This is a genomic window from Sphingobacterium sp. UBA5996, assembly GCF_002429765.1.
Taxonomy (GTDB): domain Bacteria; phylum Bacteroidota; class Bacteroidia; order Sphingobacteriales; family Sphingobacteriaceae; genus Sphingobacterium.
This window is the reverse complement of the sequence record NZ_DJAS01000011.1, coordinates 78,995-95,914: the sequence shown is the minus strand read 5'-3', so window position 1 is coordinate 95,914 and position 16,920 is coordinate 78,995. Positions and strand designations below refer to the sequence as shown.

General features: G+C 39.1%; 12 protein-coding genes. 2 read left to right on the top strand and 10 right to left on the bottom strand.

All coding sequences use genetic code 11. The features are described 5' to 3' along the window. Positions 1-4: 4 nt before the first annotated feature. Entirely contained in the window at positions 5-3,199 is a 3,195-nt protein-coding gene (locus B3E00_RS07840; RefSeq protein ID WP_209578339.1) for a SusC/RagA family TonB-linked outer membrane protein, read from the bottom strand. A 218-nt stretch (positions 3,200-3,417) separates the two neighbouring features. Here B3E00_RS07840 and B3E00_RS07835 point away from each other — a divergent pair, with 218 nt between their 5' ends. Beyond that, on the top strand, positions 3,418-4,428 hold the full coding sequence (locus B3E00_RS07835) for a LacI family DNA-binding transcriptional regulator (protein ID WP_209578338.1): 1,011 nt from the start codon (positions 3,418-3,420) through the stop codon (positions 4,426-4,428). Between the two features lie 83 nt (positions 4,429-4,511). Here the strand turns inward: B3E00_RS07835 and B3E00_RS07830 are convergent, their stop codons facing one another. The 3 genes from B3E00_RS07830 to B3E00_RS07820 all read right to left on the bottom strand — a co-directional run bounded on the left by B3E00_RS07830 (position 4,512) and on the right by B3E00_RS07820 (position 9,093). After that, positions 4,512-6,920, bottom strand: coding sequence for a TonB dependent receptor (locus B3E00_RS07830; protein WP_209578337.1), 2,409 nt, complete (start codon positions 6,918-6,920; stop codon positions 4,512-4,514). A gap of 138 nt (positions 6,921-7,058) precedes the next feature. Continuing rightward, positions 7,059-8,729, bottom strand: coding sequence for a PspC domain-containing protein (locus tag B3E00_RS07825; RefSeq protein ID WP_293889262.1), 1,671 nt, complete (start codon positions 8,727-8,729; stop codon positions 7,059-7,061). Continuing rightward, positions 8,722-9,093, bottom strand: a complete 372-nt coding sequence (locus tag B3E00_RS07820; protein WP_046673104.1) for a PadR family transcriptional regulator — start codon at positions 9,091-9,093, stop codon at positions 8,722-8,724. The genes B3E00_RS07825 and B3E00_RS07820 overlap by 8 nt, the downstream gene beginning before the upstream one ends. A gap of 154 nt (positions 9,094-9,247) precedes the next feature. Here B3E00_RS07820 and B3E00_RS07815 point away from each other — a divergent pair, with 154 nt between their 5' ends. Beyond that, positions 9,248-9,631 carry a VanZ family protein gene (locus B3E00_RS07815; protein ID WP_209578335.1) on the top strand — a complete coding sequence of 128 codons (384 nt, stop codon included), beginning with the start codon at positions 9,248-9,250 and terminating at the stop codon, positions 9,629-9,631. Positions 9,632-9,793: 162 nt separating this feature from the next. Here the strand turns inward: B3E00_RS07815 and B3E00_RS07810 are convergent, their stop codons facing one another. The 6 genes from B3E00_RS07810 to B3E00_RS07785 all read right to left on the bottom strand — a co-directional run bounded on the left by B3E00_RS07810 (position 9,794) and on the right by B3E00_RS07785 (position 16,858). Continuing rightward, positions 9,794-10,492 (bottom strand): ComF family protein, encoded by a 699-nt coding sequence (locus B3E00_RS07810; RefSeq protein WP_209578333.1) that lies wholly within the window; start codon positions 10,490-10,492, stop codon positions 9,794-9,796. A gap of 41 nt (positions 10,493-10,533) precedes the next feature. After that, positions 10,534-11,604 (bottom strand): 23S rRNA (adenine(2503)-C(2))-methyltransferase RlmN, encoded by a 1,071-nt coding sequence (gene rlmN / locus B3E00_RS07805; RefSeq protein ID WP_414712090.1) that lies wholly within the window; start codon positions 11,602-11,604, stop codon positions 10,534-10,536. A gap of 104 nt (positions 11,605-11,708) precedes the next feature. Further along, the gene (locus B3E00_RS07800; RefSeq protein ID WP_209578331.1) at positions 11,709-12,290 is read right to left on the bottom strand and encodes a tRNA-(ms[2]io[6]A)-hydroxylase; all 582 of its coding nucleotides are present in this window, start codon (positions 12,288-12,290) and stop codon (positions 11,709-11,711) included. 69 nt (positions 12,291-12,359) lie between these two features. Continuing rightward, complete coding sequence (locus B3E00_RS07795; RefSeq protein WP_209578329.1) at positions 12,360-13,400, bottom strand: LLM class flavin-dependent oxidoreductase; 1,041 nt, start codon at positions 13,398-13,400, stop codon at positions 12,360-12,362. Between the two features lie 173 nt (positions 13,401-13,573). Then, positions 13,574-14,242: an AcvB/VirJ family lysyl-phosphatidylglycerol hydrolase gene (locus tag B3E00_RS07790; RefSeq protein WP_209578327.1), complete on the bottom strand. Its 669-nt coding sequence runs from the start codon at positions 14,240-14,242 to the stop codon at positions 13,574-13,576. A 21-nt stretch (positions 14,243-14,263) separates the two neighbouring features. Next, the gene (locus B3E00_RS07785; protein WP_209578325.1) at positions 14,264-16,858 is read right to left on the bottom strand and encodes a phosphatidylglycerol lysyltransferase domain-containing protein; all 2,595 of its coding nucleotides are present in this window, start codon (positions 16,856-16,858) and stop codon (positions 14,264-14,266) included. Positions 16,859-16,920: the final 62 nt, after the last annotated feature.

The following is a 16,920-nucleotide window of genomic DNA, read 5'->3' as shown; positions in this document are numbered from 1 at the left end:
AAGACTAGAAGTTTAAATTAAGACCTGCTACGAAAGTTCTGCTTTTTGGATAAGCCGAATAATCCACCCCCGGAGTAAGGTTTGTCCTCCTTCGTGTAGAGACTTCAGGATCAAAACCACTATAATTTGTCCAAACGGCAAGATTATATCCAGACACATAAACTCTGAAGTTCCGGATTTTCAACTTTTCTGTAAATGCCTTAGGGAGCGTATATCCTATTGTAACAGTTCCCAAGCGCAAAAACGAACCATCCTCCACAGCCCAGTCGCTGAATACAAATTTATTGGTAAGAGGAGACCAGAGACTTGTATTTTTATTCATATCCTCCAATTGGTTAGCATCGTTACTGATTGTTCCATCGGGCAGTAAATTGGTCCAACGTTGTCCTTCTTCCATCACATTAAGCATGTTTCGGTTATTATATTTGCTCGTGGATGTGTATTCAATCTTATTTGCATTGTAAATATCATTTCCATAGCTCCAGTTAAATAATGCCGTCATATCAAAGTTATAGATGCGTGTATTGATTGAAAATCCACCGGTGTGCAAAGGGTTTGCATCGCCAATAATCGTTTGATCACTGGCGTTTATCTTGTTATCATCACCGGCTAAATTTTTTAATTTCATCGTTCCTGGTCTTATGGTACCCACAACCGCAGAGGCATCGGCTACACCATCCTTTAAAATCCATTTGTTTGCGGTAGCATCATAGGCTTTAAAATCACCGACTTCGTAACGTCCGTCGCTCATATAACCATACATTTTACCCACTCGCCCGCCAGTCTCCACAATGTAATCCGTTCCAATTTCTGTTGAAGCCCACCCCGAAGCCATTGGAATCGAAGCTAGAGTCCCCAAAGAATTGACTTTCGTTTGATTGAAACTAATATTACCGCTAAAATTAAGATCAAAGTTTTTCTTATTTATTGCAGACCAGTTTAGCGTAAGCTCAATACCTTTATTTTGGGTCTCCCCCAAGTTGCGGTATTGATCATCATAGCCTGATCCGGCAATTGGGAAAAGGATCAAAAGGTCTTTCGTTTTGTTTTTATAGACATCAATCGTTCCCGATAGCTTCTTCTTGAACAGGGTAAAGTCCAGCCCTATATTCCTTGAAATGGTCGTTTCCCATTTTAAATCTGGATTAGACATTGTTTTTGACGTAGCCCAATAATTTTTATACCCATTAACCCATTCCGTATTCTTAACCGAAAATATGGGATAGATCTGCTCTAATGGAATATTATTATTTCCGGATGTACCCAAACTTGCCCTAAGCTTCAGGTCATCCAGCCAAGATTGCGTATTGTTCATAAATCGTTCTGATGAAATCCGCCAAGCTGCTGCCATAGATGGGAAATATCCCCAATAATTATCTGCAGAAAACTTCGACGAACCATCTGCCCGAAAAGTTGCATTAAATAAATACTTCGAATCTAGATCATAATTTACCCGGCCAAAAAATGATAGTAATTTTTCGTCAGCAAACATATAATTGTTTATCGTACTGGAGGCGCCTTGTGGCGTTAATCTGCGGGTATCATCCAGTTTAAAGCTTTTCGGAAAACCGTGTGTTGTATTCGTATTTAATGTTTTTTGTGTAAACAAATATTCCTGGCCAACCAACACACTTAAACTATGTCCTTTAGGGAGAAAATCTTGAAAGTTATAGTTGAGTGTGTTTGTTGAACGTATTCCCTGGGTAGAAGTATTCAATGAGATAAGAGCAGGCTTATTTTGTTCTAACGCAGCGGGAACATTCCGTACATAATAAGTGGTTGTGCCGTAAAATCGATCGTTATAATTGCGGTAATCATCAAAGCCAAATTCTGTCCTAAACCGTAAGTTTTTAACAATATCCCAGCTAAATGCCGCATTTAGGTTATACGTTCGTCTTCGCTGCAACTGATCATTATCGACCAAGGACTCTAGTGGATTATATAAATTGAATTCATCATCGGTTTCATCACTATTTGTCAAACCTCCCACCGGAAAGGGAGGATAAATCATTGCGAATTTTAATCGGGAGTCTGCTGATGAGGCTTCATTCTGTTCATTCATGCCTCCACCTGAAATGCGAACGTCAGAAAACCGTGCTCCTAGATCTATTGAAGTGCTTTTAGATGGTTTATGGTTCAGCTTGAAATTAATATTTTGTCTCTGAAAGCCTGACATTTCCATAATTGCCTTATCTTTTACAAAGGAATGTGAAATAGAATATTTCGTTTTATCAGTGCCTCCGGACAGGTTGAAATTCTGATTGAAAGTATTTCCTGTTCTTCCGAATACAAGTTCCTGCCAATCGTTTGGTTTTACGTCTTTATAGAGATCTATATCCTGAAAGTTACCGAAGTATTTGACATAGGTATCCAGGTTATTTTCCAATAAGGCCTGTTCGTATTGCCATGTTACGTAATCGTATGGAGACAATACATCAAGTTTTTTTGCCAAATTTCGAATTCCTCCAAACGCACTATAACTAATTGATGTTTTCCCAGATTTGGCACTTTTAGTGGTTACGATGACAACCCCATTTGCACCCCGGGAGCCATATATAGCTGCAGAAGATGCATCTTTTAATACATCAATCGATTCAATATCAGCAGGTGCGATATCTGATATCGAAGACATCGGAAATCCATCCACGATATACAAAGGAGCGTTATCTCCCGTAACGGAGCCACCGCCACGCACACGAACCTTCATCTCGGCATCAGGGGAACCTTCTGTTGAAGAAATCTGTATGCCCGCCATTCTTCCTGCAATCGCTTCAAGAGCAGATGATACTGGCGCTTTGGAGATCGTTTCTGCACCTACGGAGGTTACAGCCCCCGTCAGATCTTTTTTCTTAACGGTTCCATATCCGATATTAACGGTTACTTCCTCGAGCGCATTAGACTTTTCCTCTAGAACAATACTAAGCATCTTCTGATTCGTAGGAATTGTAACTTTTTTAGTCTGAAATCCGACATAGGTAAATTGAAGTTCGTTATTGTTACCAGGTATCTCGATGCTGAACTTTCCACGTTGGTCGGTCACAGCAACAATTTTTGTCCCAGACACGGTCACACTTACACCCACCAATGCTTTTTGATCTGTACCAACGACTGTGCCTTGGACTTTTCGGGTTTGAGCGTGCGCATTTAATGTGAATAACGAAGCACAGATAGCAGTAGAGATTACTAAGGCTTTACTCATATTTTTAGGGTTTAAAATTTTAATGATTAAATTGCTGTTGCAGGAACTGCATCAAAATTTAATTGGTTATCATACAATCAAGTTTACAAAGTATATTTCACTTGTTCATGCAAGTATCATTAAAAAGTTATGCAAACGTTGCCGGCAACGTTTGCATATCCTGATAAATTAGGTTTTGTAATTTTTTTTGATTAATATTATAGTTTATTTTGCCGATTATGAGATTCGAAAACTATACAATTAAAGATATTGCTAAAGCGCTTAATTTATCCACTTCCACGATCTCGAGAGCCTTAAGAGATAGTTATGAAATAAGCCCCGAAACAAAAAAGATTGTATTGGAATATGCCGAAAAGATAAACTATCGCGCCAACCCTATCGCTAGAAGTTTGAAAGAGCGTCGAAGTCATTCGATCGGTGTTATTGTTAGCGAAATAGCCAATAATTTTTTCTCACAGGTCATCAACGGTGTAGAATCTATTGCTTATGACAAGAACTTTCAAATTATAATATCACAAACGCATGAATCGTCTGTACGCGAACGACTAAATGTTGAATATTTAACTTCCAGATCCATCGACGGACTATTGATTGCATTATCTTCGGAAACCGAAGATATATCCTATTTGCAGCAGCTGAAGGAGCGGGGATTTCCCATTGTCTTTTTTGATCGCGTGCCGCAGCAGTTTGATACCTACAAAGTCGTTGTAAACAATCAACAAGGAGCCTATGATGCCACACAGCACCTTATAAAACTCGGAAAGAAAAAAATTGCACATCTGACAAACTCCAAATCATTGTCTATAACGAAGGATCGATTAATTGGCTATAAAAAGGCGCTGATGGCGAATCATATCGATTTTGATCCAAATTTGGTCAAGTATTGTCAACATGGCGGGCTACACTCAGCGGAAATTGAGCAAGCTGTCGAGGAACTTATCCGCATTGGTTTTGATGCTATTTTCATTTCGGGAGACAAATTAACCACAGGATATCTTCATGTAATAAAAAAAAGGCCATTAGCAGCACAACAAGATATCGCTATTGCTGGATTTACAAACTCAAATGTTGTAGATTTATTTTCTTCCAAAGTAACTTCTATTAGACAGCCTGCTTTCGAAATGGGGAAAATCGCGACAGAATTGCTTATTAAGTTGATAGAAACCAAATATCCAATCGCTGAGTTTGAAACTCGTGTATTACCTACTGAATTGATAAACACTGATTAAATCGATGGGGTACTGAATTTACATCAAACAAAAAAACCGTAAGAAATGATACTCTTAGGGTTGGATAATAAGACATTCATGTCCTATTGCGCCCTTTCCTTTTCTTCGTTACTTGTATCTTTCTTACGATAATTATTTTTTAAATTTCCAAATTTATACGAATAGGTTAATCGGACCACACGACGATCTTGGTATTGTCTAATACTGGAATCAAAGTCTCCGAAATTAGTTTTCAGGTTCTGATTTCCTGTATTAAATAGGTCGCTCACGGCCAACTTTAAAGAATTACGTTGATCTTTAAACGTTTTTGTCGCTCCAACCTCCATATCCCAACGGCCTCTCATATCGTATACGTTGTATTTGAAAGGAGAGAAATATCTTAAATTGACATTCGCCGACAGGCTTTTCGCCAGCTTAAGATTGTGCATGGATGTAGCTTGCAAAAGAAAAGATTTTCTTTTTAGTGGATGGCCGCTCACCATACCATCAAAGTCAAAATAGATACCAGTAACATTGTTATTCATGCTCCAAATATTGGATACTGTAACCGGAATGTTCAGATTCAGATAAGCCGTTAAGTTCTTACCTAAATTTTCACGTATAACCCAAGTTTGTTTCAGTACCGAATCTTGTCCCATGCTTTCTACAATAGCATCCCTTACATCGTTAATACCCAATGTCACATTATAACACTGCATCAACGTATAATTGAAGGTAAATTCATTGGAATATTGCGGATTTAAATACGGATTACCACGCTCAAAGGTTAGTTTATCAATAAAATAATCAAAAGGATTGAGCTGACGGTAATTGGGGCGGGTGATTTTCCTTGCATAACCCAATGAAAAAATATGGTTTGCATGGAGGGTATACGTTAGGTTTGCATTCGGAAAAAGCTTAAAGTAATTCCGTTTCACCTGCTTATTTAATGTTAATGAATTTCCGTCGGAAAACGTATATTCCCCTCTTGCTCCTACCTTCATTCCCCATTTTCCAATCGTATTGTTATAGTCTATATATGTCGCGGCAATCTGCTCTTTATACACAAAATGATTTGTACGCTTTTCATTGCTAATCCAAGAGTTGCTCAAAAAGTCTTCAAACGTTAAATTGTTATCCGATGTAACATTGGAGTATTTTGCTCCCATTTCAAGCTTGGAAACCTTAGATAGCGGTTGTTCATAATCCAGTTTGGCGACATAAATATCGATTCCGATGGGCATTCTACTTTGTTGAATCTCCTCAGGCGTAATGGCGTCCATCTGACCATCAAAATATTGATTATTGTAGCTGACACGTTTACTGCTATTGAATTTACTCCAATCCAGATCGAAAGTGAGTTTTCTGCCATTAGAATCAATTCGAAACTCGTTGTTCAAATTAGCAGAGTAACGATCAAACAATTCTTTGAATGCAGACGTCGAAATCAAAAGGGAATCCAATGTTGTAAAAGACTTTCCTACATTGGTCTTACTATCGTTATCATTGTATTCGACATTATTTGATCCATTAAACTGTACCGTGACTATGTTTCTAGCTGATGTCTTTTGCTCTATCCCAAAACGATAAGAATGGTTTCTTTCCTTTTCATGTAATAGTGATCTTTGATTGAAATAAGTCTTTACTCCTTCATTCTGTATGATACGGTCGAGCAGAAGCTTGCGGTAGCTTTTTTCATCAGAATAGGCATACGATCCGAATAGGGTTGTATTGTTCTTTTTATAGTTTAACGACAAGGAGCTATTCCCTCTGAATTTTTCCCCCCTCCCTGCCGTCATGTTAAAGGTGCCGTTAAACCCTTCCATCCGATTCTTTTTTAGAACGATATTTATAGTTCCCACTGCCCCCTCAGCATCATCCTTAGCTGCGCGAGTGGTTATCACTTCGACTGACTTAATCTGATTGCCATCTGTACTCTTCAAGAAATTCACCAACTGCTCACCGGACATATAGGTCTGCCGTCCATCGATAGTAACGGAGACACCAGATTGCCCCATCAACTGTAAATTATTGTTGTTATCCAAGCTTACTCCCGGAGCTCGTTGTACAATATCTAGGGCATTATTCCCTGCTGCTAAGGGAGAATTTTCCACATTTAGCACCAATTTACCGGGCTTGCTTTCAACCATCGGCCGCTTACCTTCAACAGCAACTTCCTGCAGTTTTCGTGTATCGGTGTTCAACAGAATTATGGGCGCATTGTAATCTGACTTACCAATATCAAAAACATTACTTTTATTGCTTACATACCCGACCATCTTGATGTGGACATAATAACGTCCAGGTTTTATATCTGAAAATTGGTATTTTCCATTTTCATCTGTAACCCCTGTTTTCAACATAACATCCATCTTGGCACTCATGAGGTAAACCGTTGCAGAAGCCAAAGGCGCGTTGTTTTCCAGCTGTACTTTCCCTGTGACTTTAACTTGCGCACAGGCAAAGGAAGCAATCAATAAATTTAAGAGTAAGAGGTAAAAATATCTTTTCATTCGTTTATAAAATAGATGCAAAAGCAGTTACGTTGATGGTATTCAATAGGCTTATCACACGCGGTTGCGTACTGACTTTCGATTGGCTAAAGCTACCATACCTTGTCTTCCGCCCGCAGGCAGAAGACAAAGTATCGGTTATTTCTTTTTTGTTTCTACTGTGACACCATCTTTTTTCACTTTGATAATGGTATCACGACGGATGACGATAGACGTATCATTTGCGGCTACTTCACTGTCTTCCGCATCTACTTCGTCGTTGTCATCAGATTTTTTCGGTGGCAGGGCACATTTCAACCCGAGTGAAGTGACCATAAATTCGACATCCTTTACGTCACTTAAATCCTCACTGTACCGGTCACGGCATTCATAAAACGAAATATCTCTTAATTTATCTTCCAGTTTATCGTTAATGATCAGTTTGGTTCCGACTGGAAGAAACAAGGTTATATTGACTTCTTGATCCCGATAGAGTTCGCCTTCATTTAATTGAAAAGCATTGTCAAATACTAGAGATGTACTATCTTGCCTCAACGTATAATGAATGTTACTTGCTCTATCCGTTGCAACTTTATAGGAGTTTCCTTTAGCCGAATATTCATAACGCACGTAAGGTTCTTGTAAGGAGTCGATACGTTCAATGCGGATGCGAATATTACGTCTTAAATAGGTAGACAGGTTTTCGCTTTTTATGCCCAGACCGCTTTTTACACCGTTCTTTAAGCGGATCACCCGAATATCATTTTCATTTAAGTAATAAACAGCTTGCTTTTGCAGCGGCTTCTCTTCAACAATTGTACTTGACTCTTTGAATTCTTTCGCTACGGATGTAGAATAGTAAATAATAGCACCTATCGAAGCCAACCACACCAAAAATAATGTTGTAGTCAAATAATTGCTCATTGGCTTTTTCTCGAAAAGAACACGGAGAAGTAAATAGAACAATCCAGCAAACGGGATAAAAATGGCCAAGAAACCTGCTATCAACGCAAAAGGTACATCGCTCGGATCCATTAAATAAAAAGGTCCAGAGTTATCCATAACGTCTGGAATGACGTTTAGAATAGCTAATGCAAAGAAAATAAGTCCAATGATCAAACCAATGAGGGTCAACCCAACGATTATAACAAAGAATACGCCAATGACTTTTACAATAATCTGCAATAATTTAGCAACACTATCGCCTGTCCGATCCATACCTCTTGAAAATGAGTCACGTACTCCACTCATTTCTTCGTCGAACGAACGTTTAAAATTATGAATATTTGGGGCCTCACCACGCATCTCCATTTTATCTGCACGCGTGATAGCCAACGGCATTACAATCCACAGTATGACATAGACCAATACGCCTGATCCACCGATCACAACAAATAAAGCAAAAAGTAATCGTACCCATTTAGCCTCAATGCCAAAAAAGTGGCCAAGCCCGCTACATACTCCACTAAAAACCTTGTCATCAGGGTCGCGCATCAATTTTTTCCCCACTTTAAACCCGTCTGCATTCGACTGTTGCTGGAAAGACGAATAACCATCCTGATCTTCGGATTCAAAATCGCTGACGCTTCCCATTTGCTCGATCACTGCATTAACGTCATCCATATTAAGCACTTCCTTGCTACCTGCCTGAATCTTCTCGGTAAACATTTCAGCAATACGGTTCTCGATATCTTCTAAAATTTCGCGACTATCTTCTGATTGTCCAAAGTGCTTCTTTATATCAATCATGTAGGAGCGAAGCACCTCATAAGCATCCTCTTCGATATGAAAGACGATACTATTTATGTTGATAATTATTGTCTTATTCATCGTTATTATCTTTAACTGGTTTAGTTGAATCATTGTTTCTACCTACCAATGAAGTGTTTACAGCAAACACCAACTCATTCCAGGTAACATCTAATCTAGAAAGGACTTCCAATCCTTCTTGTGTGATTTCATAATATTTTCTAGGCGGACCTGAAGTTGACTCTTTCCATATATAGCTTAACAGCCCATTGTTTTTTAGACGGGTCAAAAGCGGATATAAGGTGCCTTCTACAACCAGTAATTGAGCTTTCTTCAGTTCGCTGATAATATCGGAGGCATAAATTTCTCCTCGAGAAATTATGGATAGGATACAGTATTCAAGTATCCCCTTCCTCATTTGTATTTGTGTATTTTCAGCTATCATAACAATACAAAGATATATGTATTTTATGGTACCATGCAATACATAGTACCATACAAAACAACAAGAATTACATAAAAACCTGATTTACAGTCGAATAATTTTTAAATAAATAATAATTTAATTTCTATCAGGAAATTTTTGGATATTTATTGCCATGATTAAAATCTTGCTAGACTATAAATGGTGTTTTATTTGGGCCATCATAGTTATCGTTTTATGCACACTCCCGGGCAACAATTTCGACGCAGTTCCTTCTTATCCCGGTATGGATAAATTAGTCCATTGCGGTATGTTCTTTGTTTTCTGCACGCTGCTATATAATGGGGTGATCCAACAATTCAGCGGCAAACCGACACGTTGGGTTCCTTTCTTTATTGTATCTATACTCGGATTCTTATTTGCAGGGCTGACCGAATTACTTCAGCTTTACATTTTTACTTATCGCAGTGGCGATTGGTGGGATTTATTTGCTGACACTATCGGAATAGGTATGGCAGGGTTTGCTTATCTTCTGAATTATGTCAACCGAAGGTCATAGATATGTTGTTGGATTTATCTCGATGACTTACTTATTTTTGAAATATGAGAAGATCGGACGATTTACAGCCTAAATTATCCGAATCGCAGTTGAAGAGGTAGGTGTAGGTGTAGATTTTAGTTCTGATAGTTTGCCCCCAATAAGCTAGGCTTGGCGAATGAACTAGGCCCTAGCCAAAGTGGCGACAGAAATCCGACAGTCAAAAGACGCGAAAAGCATTAACGCTGCTGAAATAACTGTTGCGCCTGTTGTCAACACATCGTCCACCAATAGTATGTGCACATTATCCATTAAAACAGTGGTTTGACAATCAAAGATATCACTTACGTTTTCATAGCGCTCGAGCCTTCCCTTGCCCGTTTGACTGATGGTTGCTTTCTTTCTAACCAAAATATCTTCCCGCAATGGAATTTCCATCGCTCTGGCTATTCCCCTTCCAAAGTAGGTAGATTGATTATACCCTCTTTTCCGTAATTTACTACTATGTAAAGGCACAGGAATAACAAAATCAATATCTTGGTACGCCTTTACTTCGATTAATTTTAAGCCATATTGATAGCCAAAGTATTCCGCAAGAAAAGGTTGGTTATTGTATTTAATCTGATAGATTAGACGTTCTACACGGCTATCCTTTTGCATGAACAAGAAAGAGCATGCTTCTTCCAACGGTGCTTTTCCCCAGAGCTGTCTCGCGGTATCATTATCTGAGTATTCGTGATAGTTCGTATAAGGCAAATGAAAATCGCATGCAATGCAGATAAACTTTTCCTGATATTTTAGCACGCAACCGCAACATCCACATTCTTTCGGAAAAAATATAGACACGAAATCGCCAAAAAGCTTATTTAGTTCGGACTTCATCTGGTTAACTCTCCTATTAAAGATAGGAACAATCCATCAGATTATGCTTCAGATTCCTCTTCTTTCTTATCCTTGATGGCTAATTGCCCACAAGCGGCATCAATATCCTTTCCACGGCTGCGTCTGACATTTGTGATGATTCCTTGACTTTTGAGATAATTTGCAAAAATTTCGATTTTATCTGCTTCGGCATTTAGGAAGTCTGCTAATGCAATAGGATTATATTCAATTAGATTGACTTTACAGGGCACATGTTTACAGAATTTGGCCAGTTCTTTCGCATCGTCCAATTCATCATTGAAATTATTAAAGACAATATATTCAAATGTGATCGGGCTCTTTGTTTTGGCATAGAAATATTTGAGGGCTTCTGCCAGCGCCTTTAGGGAGTTCTGCTCGTTAATCGGCATAATCTCATTTCGCTTTTTATCATTTGCGGCATGCAAAGAAAGCGCTAAATTGAAACGCACTTGATCATCACCCAATTTCTTAATCATTTTTGCAATACCGGCCGTGGACACTGTAATCCGCTTGGCAGCCATATTCAATCCATCTGGAGCAGTAATACGTTCTACCGATTTCATCATATTGGCATAATTCAACAATGGCTCTCCCATTCCCATATAGACAATGTTTGTCAGAGGCTGACCATAATTCTCCTCGGCTTGCTTGCTGATTAGAACGACCTGATCATAGATCTCATCGGCATTGAGGTTCCTTTTGCGATCCATATAGCCTGTTGCACAAAACTTACAGGTCAGACTACAACCTACTTGTGAACTGACACAGGCTGTCATACGTTCGGGAGCCGGTATTAACACCCCCTCAATGATATTATTATCGTAGAGCCAAAAACTACTTTTAATGGTTTTATCCGAGCTGATCTGTGATTCTTTAATTGTAACTGCATTGATTGTAAAATGCTCTTTTAGCTTCTCGCGAAGGGATTTACTTAGATTGCTCATCTGATCAAAATCTACACAAGATTTAACCCAAATCCATTCATAAATCTGTTTTGCACGAAAACCTTGCTCCCCCAACGCTGTAAGTTGGTCTTTGATCTGATCCAAAGACAAACTCCTGATATCTATTCTTTTACTTTTTTCAATCACGGTACAAAGATAAGAATAATTAAGTGACAAAAAATCCCGTTCTAAGAAATAGAACGGGACAACTGTTATGTATGTGTTTTAAAATAGGTAGGGGCGATATCCGATTAGCCATGAATGGCCTCTTTACTTCCGTATGACTGAATCAGCTTACCTTCAAAATCCAACCACTCTTTCCAACGCTTTTCTACATCAACATCTATAGTATATTTACGTGCAAAATTTAAAAATGTGGTATAATGATTTGCTTCAGAAACCATTAAATCATAATAAAACTTTGCCAATTCTTTATCTTGAATATTTTGCGACAGCACTCTAAAACGTTCACAACTACGAGCTTCAATCATGGCAGCAAATAATAAACGGTCTATAAAAGCCATGTTACGGCTCCCGTCCTTTTTAGAGAATTTCATCAATTGACCAACATAATCATCTTTTCGCTCACGCCCTAAAGTATAACCACGTTCTTTAATGATATCAATGACCATCTTAAAATGCTCCATTTCTTCGATAGCGATTGCGGTCAATTCATGTACCAAATCCTCGTACTCTGAGTTGTTTGTAATTAAGGATATTGCATTTGAAGCAGCTTTTTGTTCACACCATGCATGATCTGTCAAAATCTCCTCTAAATTACCTTCTGCAATGTTTGCCCACCGCGGATCTGTCAATAACTTTAATCCAAGCATCTTACTCTCTAAAATGATTTATTCCACAAAGGTATGTAATATCTGAACGTTAAAAAAATGATAATATCTCTAAATATCTTTATGTAATACCTTTCTAATTTCTGGTGCTATTTTCTCGCCATAAATCTCTATAGATCGCAACATTTCTTTATGTCCGGGGGCACCTACATCCATATGGGCAGAGAAACGTGTCAGCTTAAATTTCTCCTGAATCTGCAAGATTTTATCTACGGCATAATTAGCATCTCCAACAATCAGGTGGCCCCTTGAAGACCTTCCGAAATCATATTGCGTGCGTTGATATGGAGGCCAGCCTCGACTTGACCCTATGCGATCCATCTGTGCGGAATAAATCGGATAGTAATAATCTGCAACCTGGGCGCTGTTATCGCCAAAAAATGCATGCATGTGTACTCCAACTTGAAAATTAGCCATATCATGACCATTATCCTCATACGCTTGGCGATACATGTCAAATAGATGATCGAAACTTTCATACATACCACCAATGATAGCAAACATGACAGGTAAACCCAATTTTCCTGCACGGATAACAGAAGAAGTTGTGCCCCCTACGGCAACCCAAATCGGCAGTGATCCGTTCTTAGGCCGAGGGAAAATTTCTTGATTGATTAGGGGAGCTCTAAAATTTCCACGCCATGTGATTGGATTTTGCTTATTCAATCTAAGCAAAAGCGCTAACTTCTCTTCAAATAACTCGGAATAATCTTTGAGATCATAACCAAATAAGGGAAAGGATTCGATGAAAGATCCTCTTCCGGCCATTAACTCGGCCCTTCCATCTGACAACAAATCAACTGCAGCGAAATCCTGAAATAATTTGACCGGGTCGGCAGAACTCAATACCGAAACTGCACTCCCCAATTTAATATTATTAGTCACTGTAGAAGCTGCCGCTAAGACTATCTCTGGTGCCGCTACTGCATAATCTGCGCGATGATGTTCTCCTATTCCAAAGAAATCTAAGCCCACTTGATCCATGAGTTTGATTTCTTCAATAATTTCTTTCATTCGGTCTTGTGCTGCCTGGATCTGACCCGTAACTGGATCTATCCGAGAGTCACCAAACATTCCTATTCCTAATTCCATAATTGTCTATTTAAATTCTAAATCAAAATTAAGCCCTTCATTATTTAATTAAATTGATGTAGGACAAGAAATACGAATAGCATCGAAGCTTTTACCTATCTTAGCACTATAAATGCCCGTTGCTAGCGTATAACCACCGTAGAAGAGAGTCAGCGTATATGAAGGCGGCTCCATTAAAATAGGGCGACAGTATTCTTCGCTACCTGTTCTGCATTTCCACTAAAATGATGTCCGCCAGAAAGGTATACTTTGCTAAAATTTTTAAGGGTTATCTTCTTTACAGAAAAGTCGGCTTCATCGTCACCAAGAATAACACTCGTTTTCACTCCATCCATTCGATTGATTTCCGACACGACATCAAGACTTCGTTTTGCATTACTCCGCCCCAGAATATCTGCAATGTGGATCTCAAGATCAGTCGACCCCGAAGGTTCCAAAAGCACTACACTTTTTAAGGTTTTTTTAACGGCAGGATCCAAGCGATTAACAATAAAAGGAACTGCATCCGCACCGAATGAATAACCAACCACAAAAAGGCGGGTATTATGTCGTCCTCCAAGCAAGTTTTTAAGCGTGTTTGACGCATCCGCAGCAATTTCATTTGGACTTTTCTTCTTCCAGAAATAGTTTTTTGAATCAATAGCAGCCACCGTATATCCTGCTCCAGCAATCAGCTCACAGAGTTTATTTGAAAACGAATTGAACCCGCCATCTCCACTCAGATAGAGAACCAAAGGTAATACAGCTTTATTATTCCAATATTTCATGTCAATCAAACGTTGTTGAGCAAAAGCATGAAACGCTATGCTTCCAATTATAAATAAAGTGGCTAATTTTTTCATCTGTATGAGCTCTATATGAAGCTATTCATTTGGCTTCATTACTTTTATCAGTGCTGCAGGAAGTTGTATGAGATCAAAATCGTTATCAAATATAAGGTATTTATTTTCCCAAAATGTCGCATACTTTTCTTTAAAATCGCGCAGGCTATGGTAATGTTTGAAATTGCCTAATCGCTTTGAGGCAAATTTCATAATTTTCTCTGCGGGACTATCCGTTGCTCCTAAACCCGTCATTGGTACCATGCCCAAATTTAAATACGCGTATTTTCGGTCTTTCGCATAAGCAATAAGCTCAACGATCAACGCATCCATACTTCCACCTGGAGCTACCGAAGACTTCCGAATCATGTCATAGGTACACTCATCTTTTGCATAGTCAGGAATAATATTGAGAAAAGCGACCACTTGACTTGCTTCATTTTTCAGCACAATAATATCCTGTAAGACAAGATCTTTTCCATCGAACATACCCTGTGAAAAAACCATTTCCTTTTTATCAAATGCTTTCAACCACTCATCGGAGATCGCTTTCAATTGATCTATAATTTCCTTGTTCTGCGGTGCTGTCAACACTTCCGTGGTAAACCCCTTTTTATGAATTGCATTCAGTCCGTTACGCAGTGACTTACGGTCCTTACCCTCCAGCTTGAATGCCTCGAGTTCTAATACTGCTTCCTGTCCAATCGTAATCTTCTGTTTGCGAAGGGAAGAAAAGTGGACCAAGCTATTTTCATCAACACGATAATAAATGGCTTTCAATCCATTTGCATAGCAATAAGCATCAAACTCCCGAATCAATTCTTCCTTATCCCCTTGTTCACACACAGGTTCATCCAATACAATTGCAAATTCGTTAGCCAAGCGGTAAGCCGTAAATCCTTCTGAAATTTCCGAAAAAAATAAGCTCTTATCTTTTCCGAGTTTAAAAAAATCCATCGGAGACTGTCCAAATTCGAGGAGCAGCTGCTCCGCACGCTCCAATTCAGATTGGTTCGAGTCCTCATCTGCTAGAAGACGGGGGCGGGCTAACGCATAGATCAAGAGGAACCAGCAAAAAAGTCCAAGTACCTGAGTGATCCGCAAGAGTTCTTGACCAAAGTTTGTTTGTGGCATCAATTCATCGTCGGCAAACAACAAGAAGCTTCTTGCGGTATGGTAAATGGATTGTCTCCAGGTAAAGTCGACCCCGAAATGTTGCTTATCAATAAAGTAAAAGCTCAACACATCAAATAGGCATATGCCCATGAGAGCAACAAAAAATGTGATAAACCCAATACGCATCCATCGAATATTACTCTTAATGCGATATTGCTTATAGCTCATTGCCAATAAAACCAAGGTCAATAAAGCCACCGAAGCTTCTTCATAGTCCAGGGCTTTAAAGACATGCCCAAACAGTGATAGTGCGCTGAATACTACAGCTATCCAAAATGCAATACGGAAGCCTTTAATCAAGTAGGCCGAAGTGACCAATAACCCCAGGCCCAACACTAATACCATGAATTTAGATGCGTGAATTGCTTCCAGCGGCAAATAAAATCGATCAAGTTTCATACGATCGGCCAACGGTGGTGTCAATACGGAGACGAGGTTCACCACGCCCAAAAAGAAAATAAGCAAGGCAGGTCCAATCCTCGCCAACAATTGCTTGCCACGCCATGCAAAAGCCAGAAGTCCCAAAATTAGGGGTAGCCAAAATTCGAATGCCCGATATAGGATCGTGATGCCTAAACCCTCTGCCTGGGAATAGCCATACGCTTTAAAAATATATAACATGGTTAGTTCGACAGCCCCAAGCCCGCGCAAAAAAGGAGAAACGATCATTAATACAACCGACACAGTGTAAGCAATAGCCGCAGCTTCAAAGGAATGATCCAAACCTAGGGCATACATACTAACAAATGCATGTGCTATACCGCAACATTCCACCACCATGGAGGCAAGCATAGTCCCCAAGAGATACTTCAGCTTGACTTCTCCTGAAAATATTTCGTCAATATTGGAAGAAACAGCAGGAAACTTTGCTTCTACCCAACTGTAGATTCCTCTGTGCGTTCTAAAAGACCAGACTATCCAAAATACAATACCCAACAGCAATCCTAAAATCACCAGTGAAATCCAGGCATCCCCAAAATTTTTGTTGTGCCAGATTGTGTATAATATTACAGGTACGCCAATTATAAAGACAGTCAATAAACCAACATAACCATAAAGAGCGCCAGCCTGATGAATTTGAGTGGTATTTAAATTTCTTTTCCGCAACTGAGTCGTCGTATAGGCAAGGGAACTGATTCCACCTGCGGGCAAAAACACACTGAGTAAATTGCGCTTTAAGAAAAGGTCAATTGCAATGCGCAGATTAATGGAAAGACCAATAGCCTTAAAACTCTGTACATACATCAATCCCTGGAGCACAATATAGATGATGGTTATTGCCACCCCAACGGATACCCAGGTTAAATTGGCCGCACGCAATTGCGGAATAATTGCAGCAAGCTCTTTTCGCTCATTTCTAAAAAATACAAAGGCTAATAAGATTACCAAAACAGCTATTAGTTCCTTCCAATAGGTTTTTGGTGAAAAATGTCGAATCCGTTGAGCAATAGTTTTGACCATATAGTTGTTTAATGGTGGATAAGCCTACATATTTTATAAACACTGAATAAAGCTAATCGTTT